The sequence below is a fragment of the Klebsiella sp. Q11 genome (assembly GCF_964241505.1).
Lineage (GTDB): Bacteria > Pseudomonadota > Gammaproteobacteria > Enterobacterales > Enterobacteriaceae > Klebsiella > Klebsiella michiganensis.
The window spans coordinates 123,364-132,216 of sequence record NZ_CAXSXW010000019.1 but is presented as its reverse complement, the minus strand read 5'-3'; the positions used below and the strand labels follow the sequence as shown (position 1 = coordinate 132,216).

General features: G+C 50.5%; 8 protein-coding genes. 4 read left to right on the top strand and 4 right to left on the bottom strand.

Annotated elements, in window-relative coordinates; all coding sequences use genetic code 11:
- Window positions 1-181: 181 nt before the first annotated feature.
- Both mobB and mobA read right to left on the bottom strand, forming a co-directional pair.
- The gene (gene mobB / locus ACESQ2_RS25310; RefSeq protein WP_064378073.1) at window positions 182-700 is read right to left on the bottom strand and encodes a molybdopterin-guanine dinucleotide biosynthesis protein MobB; all 519 of its coding nucleotides are present in this window, start codon (window positions 698-700) and stop codon (window positions 182-184) included.
- Window positions 697-1,278 (bottom strand): molybdenum cofactor guanylyltransferase MobA, encoded by a 582-nt coding sequence (gene mobA / locus ACESQ2_RS25305; protein ID WP_025106519.1) that lies wholly within the window; start codon window positions 1,276-1,278, stop codon window positions 697-699. The genes mobB and mobA overlap by 4 nt, the downstream gene beginning before the upstream one ends.
- Before the next feature lie 71 nt (window positions 1,279-1,349).
- Here mobA and ACESQ2_RS25300 point away from each other — a divergent pair, with 71 nt between their 5' ends.
- The 3 genes from ACESQ2_RS25300 (at window position 1,350) to dsbA (ending at window position 3,332) form a co-directional block, all read left to right on the top strand.
- Window positions 1,350-1,619 carry a YihD family protein gene (locus tag ACESQ2_RS25300; RefSeq protein WP_025106520.1) on the top strand — a complete coding sequence of 90 codons (270 nt, stop codon included), beginning with the start codon at window positions 1,350-1,352 and terminating at the stop codon, window positions 1,617-1,619.
- 75 nt (window positions 1,620-1,694) lie between these two features.
- Window positions 1,695-2,681, top strand: coding sequence for a serine/threonine protein kinase (locus ACESQ2_RS25295; RefSeq protein WP_196546038.1), 987 nt, complete (start codon window positions 1,695-1,697; stop codon window positions 2,679-2,681).
- Between the two features lie 27 nt (window positions 2,682-2,708).
- A complete protein-coding gene (gene dsbA, locus ACESQ2_RS25290; RefSeq protein ID WP_004855816.1) occupies window positions 2,709-3,332 on the top strand; it encodes a thiol:disulfide interchange protein DsbA in 624 nt (207 codons plus the stop codon).
- 49 nt (window positions 3,333-3,381) lie between these two features.
- Here dsbA and ACESQ2_RS25285 read toward each other — a convergent pair whose 3' ends face one another.
- Complete coding sequence (locus tag ACESQ2_RS25285) at window positions 3,382-4,281, bottom strand: acyltransferase (RefSeq protein ID WP_224225688.1); 900 nt, start codon at window positions 4,279-4,281, stop codon at window positions 3,382-3,384.
- A 396-nt stretch (window positions 4,282-4,677) separates the two neighbouring features.
- Between ACESQ2_RS25285 and polA the strand changes: the two genes are divergently transcribed.
- On the top strand, window positions 4,678-7,467 hold the full coding sequence (polA, locus tag ACESQ2_RS25280; protein WP_049069368.1) for a DNA polymerase I: 2,790 nt from the start codon (window positions 4,678-4,680) through the stop codon (window positions 7,465-7,467).
- 349 nt (window positions 7,468-7,816) lie between these two features.
- Here the strand turns inward: polA and yihA are convergent, their stop codons facing one another.
- Entirely contained in the window at window positions 7,817-8,449 is a 633-nt protein-coding gene (gene yihA / locus ACESQ2_RS25275) for a ribosome biogenesis GTP-binding protein YihA/YsxC (RefSeq protein WP_004855823.1), read from the bottom strand.
- Window positions 8,450-8,853: the final 404 nt, after the last annotated feature.

Genomic DNA, 8,853 nt, shown 5'->3' with positions numbered 1-8,853 from the left:
AGAAGTGAAACGCCGTAGCGCCGATGGTAGTGTGGGGTCTCCCCATGTGAGAGTAGGGAACTGCCAGGCATCAAACAGGTGAAGAGCCCATCCTGACGGATGGGCTTTTTGCGTTTTTGTCGCCTGAAAATATCAGCAGATGCCTTCAGAAGGCGCGATCATGGCTATATCTCTGCAATAACTATCGGTCCTCGTTAAACCCCGTTAACCACTGCATAATAAAAGCGGCTATTTGCGGGACATCATTTAAATCTAACAATGGAAACGACGTCTCGACTGGCGTATCGCTGGCTATGGCAATCACATCATCGTCATAAGCTAATTCTTCAATACTATGTCCGCTGTTTTGCCGAAAAAGCAGGATTTTGGGCACAGCTTCATGCTTAAAACCCTCAACCAGGACTAAATCTAACGTTGATGCATCCATTCGGCTAACCAGCCATTCCAGATCCAGCGGAGGCTCTTCGGGTGTTTCCGTCATTAATGCCCAACGCTGGGAGCTGGCGACAATCGTCTGAGCCGCTCCGGCTTTACGCAGTTCATAGCTGTCTTTACCGGGTTTATCCACGTCCATATCGTGATGAGTATGTTTAATTAGCCCTGGCCGTAAGCCTTCCGCGCGCAGTGCCGGAATCAGCGACTTCAGTAGGGTGGTTTTACCTGTACCGCTCCAGGCTGCGATGGCTAAAAGCGGGATCATGATGGCACCTGCATACGTTGCAAATCGTCGAGAGTATTGACGTTAATAAATGCTGATTTTACATCGCTAAAATCGACGCTATGACCGCCAATTTTGCGCAGAAATACCATTACCCGTCTTTCTCCTGCCGCCAGATACGTTTCCAGTTCGCCGATCGCCTCGCGATTCACCAGAGCAATGGCCGGATGGTCACGTTCACCATCGTGTACCCAAACGGCTGGAGAGGATTTTCTCTGCTGTATTAAGCGCGTCGCCAGAAATGATGGGATAAATGGCGTATCACAGGGACAAAACAGAAACCACTCGCCCTCAACCTGATGCATTACGGAAAGCATGCCGGCCAACGGCCCGGGAAAGTCGTTCAGAGAGTCGGTAATAATCGGGTAGCCGCTGCTTCGCCAGCAATCAAGATTGCGGTTAGCGCTAATTACCAGCTTTGTAACCTGCGGCTGCAGCGCATCGGCGACATGACGCCACAGGGCTTTACCTTTCAGCAGCTGTAACCCTTTATCTATTCCTCCCATGCGCGAGCCTCTTCCTCCCGCCAGCACGACGCCGGTTATGACCTTGCCCTGCATATTAATATCGCCTCTTTCATTGTGGGATTGTCCCTGCTAACGTATTCCTATCAAGAGTAAGGAGCATTGCTATGAAATGTAAACGTCTGAATGAAGTCATTGAACTCCTCCAGCCAGCCTGGCAGAAAGAACCTGAGCTGAATTTAATGCAATTTTTGCAAAAACTGGCAAAAGAGGCCGGATACACCGGTGAGTTGAGCGATCTCTCCGACGATATTCTGATTTATCATCTGAAGATGCGCGACTCGGCAAAAGAAGCCGTTATTCCCGGGATTCAGAAAGATTATGAAGAAGATTTTAAAACCGCGCTGCTACGCGCTCGCGGCGTGATTAAAGAGTAAAAGGTTGTAAGCGCTGCCGCGGAATCGGCAATGAGATGATATCCTGTATCATTCGTACGATTATCGGATGTCAGGATGCACGATAAGGCTTTCACTTTTCAGACGCTTCACCCGGATACCATCATTGATGGCTTATTTGATCTGGGAATGCGGGTGGACTCCGGTCTCACTCCGCTTAATAGCTATGAGAACCGGGTTTACCAGTTTCAGGACGAAGATCGTCGCCGCTATGTGGTGAAGTTCTATCGTCCTGAACGTTGGTCAGCCCAACAGATCCTTGAAGAACATCAGTTTTCCCTCCAGCTCGTGCAGGACGAAGTCCCTGTAGCGGCGCCGTTGTCGTTTAACGACAGTACCCTTCATCAGCATCAGGGATTCTTTTTCGCCGTATTCCCAAGCCTGGGTGGACGTCAGTTTGAGGCGGATAACCTCGATCAGATGGAATGGGTTGGGCGCTACCTTGGCCGTCTGCATCAAACTGGACGCAAACAGCGTTTTGTCGCGCGTCCGGAGATAGGGACGAATGAGTATCTTCTTGAGCCACGCCAGGTCTTTGAGCTTTCCCCGCTGATACCTGCAGGTCTGAAAGAGGTTTTTCTCAGCGCTACCGATAAGCTGATTGATGCGGTAATGGCGCAATGGCACGGACGTGCCAATATTTTACGGTTACACGGTGATTGCCATGCGGGAAACATCCTCTGGCGCGATGGGCCACTGTTTGTTGATTTAGATGATTCACGTAATGGACCTGCTATCCAGGATCTGTGGATGTTGTTGAACGGCGATAAAGCCGAACAACGGATGCAGCTTGAGATGATCATTGAAGCGTATGAAGAGTTCAGCGCTTTCAATACCGATGAAATTGCCCTCATCGAACCTTTACGTGCAATGCGGTTAGTTTATTATCTGGCGTGGTTATTAAGGCGCTGGGAAGATCCCGCTTTTCCTAAAAACTTCCCGTGGTTAACCGGGGAAGATTACTGGCGCGGGCAGACAACAACTTTTCTTGAGCAGGTAAAGGTTCTGCAGGAACCGCCTCTTCAGTTAACGCCAATGTATTAATGTGATATATCCAGGAGAGAATTAATCATGAAAAAAATTTGGCTGGCGCTGGCTGGTATGATTCTGGCTTTCAGTGCATCCGCTGCCCAGATCACCGACGGTAAGCAGTATATTACCCTCGATAAGCCCGTTGCCGGTGAGCCGCAGGTGCTCGAGTTTTTCTCGTTCTACTGCCCGCATTGCTATCAGTTTGAAGAAGTTCTTCATGTATCAGATAACGTGAAGAAAAAGCTGCCTGAAGGCGTCAAAATGACGAAATACCACGTTGAGTTCCTGGGACCGTTAGGCAAGGATCTGACTCAGGCGTGGGCCGTTGCGATGGCGCTGGGCGTGGAAGATAAAATCACCGTGCCGATGTTTGAAGCGGTACAGAAAAACCAGACCGTCCAGACCGTGGCCGATATCCGTAAGGTCTTCGTTGACGCCGGCGTTAAAGGTGAAGATTACGATGCAGCCTGGAACAGCTTCGTGGTGAAATCCCTGGTGGCTCAGCAAGAGAAAGCCGCCGCTGATTTCCAGCTGCAGGGCGTGCCGGCTATGTACGTTAACGGTAAATACCAGCTTAACCCGCAGGGTATGGATACCAGCAACATGGACGCATTTGTTGCCCAGTATGCCGATACCGTTAAGCAGCTCGTTGAGAAGAAATAAAAAATAAACGCCGGTTACTGACCGGCGTTTTTCTTTTCTGCGCCCACAATTATTTCTCTGCCTGCTGCATTATTTCCGTTAGCTGCCGATCTTTCTCTTCCCAAAGCCTGTTTAGCCAGCGCTGAAAGCGTCGCTTAAAGTTTTTGTCATTTACATAATCGCCGTGCAGCTCTTCCGTCACAGGTTCAAGACTGACTCTCACCACAATCCGCGTCAATCGGCCGCTCAGCATGTCATAAAACGGCTTTTGGTTGTTTTCCGGATAGCATAACGTGACGTTCAAAAGCTTATCAAACTGCGAGCCGAGCACGCTTAATGCCATGGCAATACCCGCAGCCTTTGGCGATAACAGATTCTGGTAAGGCGAACGGGTCTGCTGTTGCTTTTCTTCCGTGAAACGAGAGCCTTCGACAAAGTTAACAATCGTTGTTGGATGCGCGCGGAACTTCTCGCAGGAGCGGCGAGTGGTTTCAACATCTTTGCCCCGGCGTTCTGGATGGCGGAGTAAATAGCCTCGGGAATAGCGGCGCATAAAAGGCATATCCAGCGCCCAGCAGGCCAGCCCAATAAACGGCACCCAGGCGAGCTGTTGCTTGAGGAAATATTTATTCATCGGGATATGTTTGCGAAACAGCACGCAAAGCACCACGATATCTGCCCAGCTATGGTGGTTGCTGATGAGCAGATACCAGTTTTTCTTATTCAGGCCATCCAGGCCCTGTACATCCCATTTAAGCCAGGGATTAAGACGCAGCAGCAGAGCCAGCCCTTCACACCAGCAGTACATCATGAAATTGCAAAAAATGGAGATCGAGCGCCAGACCGCAGGAATAGGCACAAGAAGTTTAATCAGCCCGGCGACGATGATTGGCACCGAGCAGATTATGGTGACTATGATAGTCAGGGCGATACTCAGCGGGAGCGTTATCGCGGCGAGTAATCTCGACATAGTTAATTTATTCAGAAAGTTAGGCTGACAAAGAACGCGTTTAAACGGCGCAAGAGGCTGATTTTACCAGAAAATAGCGTAAATAACGGGTCTTACCAGAACAGAAAAATTTTCGGATCTTATATCCACATGGAACATTGAGTCGCCATGGTGTTATTAAAGCAAATTATGAGTGTATAACTTAATGATAAATATGAAATAATTTGTTTATGGATGATTTAATTAACGATTGTTTGGCTGTCGTTATAAAAATATTCACAAAGTTATCCACAGGATAGCCCATAACGCGATCGAAAGGATCGCAGAATCTTTTCGACGAAATGCGGGAAAAATTCAGGATTTAATGCCCGTCTGTGGCATCCTTTACCGATAATCTGATAAACAGGCACGGAAATTATGGTTCAGATCCCAGAAAACCCTCTCATCCTCGTTGACGGCTCCTCTTACCTTTATCGGGCATATCACGCGTTCCCCCCGCTGACGAATAGCGCTGGTGAACCGACAGGCGCAATGTATGGCGTGCTGAATATGCTGCGAAGCCTGATCCTGCAGTATCAACCGACCCATGCTGTCGTCGTGTTTGATGCCAAGGGGAAGACTTTCCGTGATGAACTGTTTGAGCACTATAAATCTCATCGCCCGCCGATGCCGGACGATCTGCGTGCGCAGATCGAGCCGCTGCACGCCATGGTAAAAGCGATGGGCCTGCCGCTAATGGCTGTTCCTGGCGTAGAAGCCGATGATGTCATAGGTACCCTGGCGCGTGAAGCTGAAAAGGTCGGGCGTCCGGTACTGATTAGCACCGGCGATAAAGATATGGCCCAGCTGGTTACGCCGGGTATTACGCTGATTAACACCATGACCAATACTATCCTTGGCCCCGATGAAGTGGTGACGAAATACGGCGTACCACCGGAGCTGATCATCGATTTTCTGGCCCTGATGGGAGATTCATCGGACAATATTCCAGGCGTACCTGGCGTGGGAGAAAAGACTGCGCAGGCGTTACTGCAGGGGCTGGGTGGTCTTGATACGTTATACGCTGAGCCTGAAAAAATCGCCGGGCTGACCTTCCGCGGCGCAAAAACGATGGCCGCAAAGCTGGAACAGAATAAAGAGGTGGCATACCTCTCTTATCAGCTGGCGACGATCAAAACGGACGTTGAGCTGGAGCTGGGCTGCGAAGATTTGCTGGTTGCGCAACCCGTCGCTGATGAACTGCTCACGCTGTTTAAAAAATATGAATTCAAACGCTGGATCACCGATGTAGAGTCCGGCAAGTGGATGCAGGCAAAAGGCGCTAAGCCTGCGGCGAGGGCGGTTGTAGCGGTGGCTGACGTGGCCGATGCGGAGGAGGAAACCGCGACGGCGCTCTCTTCTGAAAATTATGTCACGATCCTTGATGAAGAAACGTTGTTGACCTGGGTTGAGAGCCTGAAGAAAGCGCCGCTTTTTGCCTTTGATACCGAAACTGACAGCCTCGATAACGTATCCGCCAATATGGTTGGCTTATCCTTCGCCATTGAGCCTGGCGTTGCGGCCTATGTACCGGTTGCCCATGATTATCTGGATGCACCGGATCAGATCCCGCGCGACCGTGTCCTTGAGCTGCTGAAACCGCTACTGGAAGATGACAAGGTTCTGAAGGTTGGGCAAAACCTCAAATATGACCGCGGTATCCTGGCTAACTACGGCATTGAACTGCGCGGTATTGCCTTTGATACCATGCTGGAATCCTACATTCTTGACAGCGTGGCGGGCCGCCATGATATGGATAGCCTCTCCGATCGCTGGCTGAAGCACAAAACCATTACCTTTGAAGAGATAGCGGGTAAAGGTAAAAACCAGCTCACCTTCAATCAGATCGCGCTGGAAGAAGCGGGCCGCTACGCGGCGGAAGATGCCGATGTCACGCTGCAGCTGCACCTCAAAATGTGGCCTGAACTTCAGCAAAATGAAGGCCCGCTGAACGTCTTTAAAAATATTGAAATGCCGCTGGTGCCGGTGCTATCCCGCGTGGAGCGTAACGGGGTGAAGATTGATCCGGCCGTGCTGCATGCGCATTCTCAGGAGATAGCCAAACGCCTGATTGAACTGGAGAAGAAGGCGTATGATATCGCGGGTGAGGAGTTTAACCTCTCTTCGCCGAAGCAGCTGCAAACCATCCTGTTTGAAAAACAAGGTATTAAGCCGCTGAAGAAAACCCCGGGCGGCGCGCCGTCTACCTCAGAAGAGGTGCTGGAAGAGCTGGCGCTGGACTATCCGCTGCCGAAAGTCATCCTCGAGTATCGTGGTCTGGCAAAACTCAAATCTACCTATACCGATAAGCTGCCGCTGATGATCAGCCCGAAAACGGGCCGGGTTCACACCTCTTATCACCAGGCGGTTACGGCAACGGGACGTTTGTCGTCTACAGACCCGAACCTGCAGAACATTCCGGTGCGCAACGAAGAAGGGCGGCGTATCCGTCAGGCGTTTATTGCTCCGGAAGATTATCTCATTGTCTCTGCCGACTACTCGCAAATTGAACTGCGCATCATGGCGCATCTTTCCCGCGACAAGGGCCTGCTGACCGCGTTTGCGGAAGGGAAGGATATCCACCGCGCGACGGCGGCAGAGGTCTTTGGTTTGCCGCTGGAGAGCGTCAGCAGCGAACAGCGCCGCAGCGCGAAGGCGATCAACTTCGGCCTGATTTACGGCATGAGCGCATTCGGCCTTGCGCGCCAGCTCAATATTCCACGCAAAGAAGCGCAAAAGTATATGGATCTCTACTTTGAGCGCTATCCGGGCGTGCTGGAGTATATGGAGCGCACCCGCACCCAGGCCAAAGAGCAGGGGTATGTTGAAACGCTTGATGGCCGTCGTCTCTACCTGCCGGACATCAAATCCAGCAACGGCGCGCGCCGCGCCGGTGCCGAGCGTGCGGCGATCAATGCGCCGATGCAGGGAACCGCTGCCGACATTATTAAGCGCGCGATGATCGCCGTAGATAGCTGGTTATTAAGCGAAAAACCGCGCGTGCGGATGATTATGCAGGTACACGATGAACTGGTCTTTGAAGTGCATAAAGACGACCTTGAGGCGGTTGCGAAAAAGATCCACGAACTGATGGAAAGCAGCACGACGCTGGCGGTTCCGCTGCTGGTGGAAGTGGGGAGTGGAGAAAACTGGGATCAAGCGCACTAAGTATTCGGTAAGGAAGGTCATTTCTTGTAAGTGAGTAACATAACTTATCGCATTTTGTGATGATCATTTGAATTTGCTATGTAAAGAGTGAAAAAAAACTACAAAAAATGCTTTATCCGTAACCGAAAGAAGAGTAGAGTTAAAGACGTAGGGTACAGAGGTAAGATGTTCTATCTTTCAGACCTTTTACTTCACGTAATCGGATTTGGCTGAATATTTTAGCCGCCCCGGTCATTTATGACCGGGGCGTTTTTTATTGCGCGAAAGAAAATTTTTTGCGTATCGATGCTGATGAGGCGGGCTACCCGGATAGAGCCTCACGCGACGCTATCCGGAGAAGTTAGCGAGATTATTCGCCGTCTTCAGAGGCTTCCTGAGGAGGGATATCGTTATACCAGCTATCCAGCTTCTGCCGTAGTTTATCCACGCCCTGCTTCTTCAGGGAAGAAAACGCTTCGACCTGCACATCTCCGTTAAAGGCGGTGACCGCTTCACGAACCATGGCGATCTGCGCTTTTCGCGCGCCGCTGGCCAGCTTATCGGCTTTGGTTAGCAGCACCAGTACCGGGATATCGCTTTCCACCGCCCATTGGATCATCTGCTGATCGAGATCTTTAAGCGGATGACGTATATCCATCAACACAACCAGTCCTTTCAGACAGAGGCGTTTCTCCAGATATTCACCCAGCGCGCGCTGCCACTTGATTTTCATCTCTTCCGGAACCTGGGCATATCCATAGCCCGGCAGGTCGACCAGGCGTTTGCCTTCAGCGACTTCAAACAGGTTAATAAGCTGCGTACGGCCTGGCGTCTTCGAAGTACGCGCGAGGCTTTTCTGGTTAGTCAGCGTGTTCAGCGCGCTGGATTTCCCGGCGTTAGAGCGGCCAGCAAAGGCCACTTCAATACCGGTATCGGCAGGAAGATGGCGGATATCTGGCGCGCTAGTGACAAAATGCGTCAGTTGATAATTCCAGTTGGTCAAGACGGTCGTCTCCGTTAAATCAGGCTTTGACGGGGATTATACCTGAACAACAGAAAAAGGCTGTTTTTACCGCACCTCATCGCTGTAAGTTAAAACCACAGTCTTTGTGAGACATCGGCTATTGGTTATATGCGAAATTCATGAGAAAAGTCTGATTAAAAATGATACAAAGTTATATAAATCATTACGTTAAAATGAAAGAAAATTCTGAAACTCGTTTTTTTTCTGTACAGTCGGTTGTAGGTTTCCCGCAAACCAGTAAAGTAGCGGTCAAGGGCGAGGATGCTAACAGGATTATGACTCAGGATGAGGAGTCAGGAAGCGCCAGGAGGCGAAGACTACGGATTGTCAGGATGACAAACGTCTGGAGACGTTTTAAAAGGAAATGGATGTAACAGGGATTG

Coding starts and splice junctions, on each gene's coding strand:
- mobB (WP_064378073.1), bottom strand. CDS start 700: ATGATCCCGCTTTTAGCCATCGCAGCCTGGAGCGGTACAGGTAAAACC.
- mobA (WP_025106519.1), bottom strand. CDS start 1,278: ATGCAGGGCAAGGTCATAACCGGCGTCGTGCTGGCGGGAGGAAGAGGC.
- ACESQ2_RS25300 (WP_025106520.1), top strand. CDS start 1,350: ATGAAATGTAAACGTCTGAATGAAGTCATTGAACTCCTCCAGCCAGCC.
- ACESQ2_RS25295 (WP_196546038.1), top strand. CDS start 1,695: ATGCACGATAAGGCTTTCACTTTTCAGACGCTTCACCCGGATACCATC.
- dsbA (WP_004855816.1), top strand. CDS start 2,709: ATGAAAAAAATTTGGCTGGCGCTGGCTGGTATGATTCTGGCTTTCAGT.
- ACESQ2_RS25285 (WP_224225688.1), bottom strand. CDS start 4,281: ATGTCGAGATTACTCGCCGCGATAACGCTCCCGCTGAGTATCGCCCTG.
- polA (WP_049069368.1), top strand. CDS start 4,678: ATGGTTCAGATCCCAGAAAACCCTCTCATCCTCGTTGACGGCTCCTCT.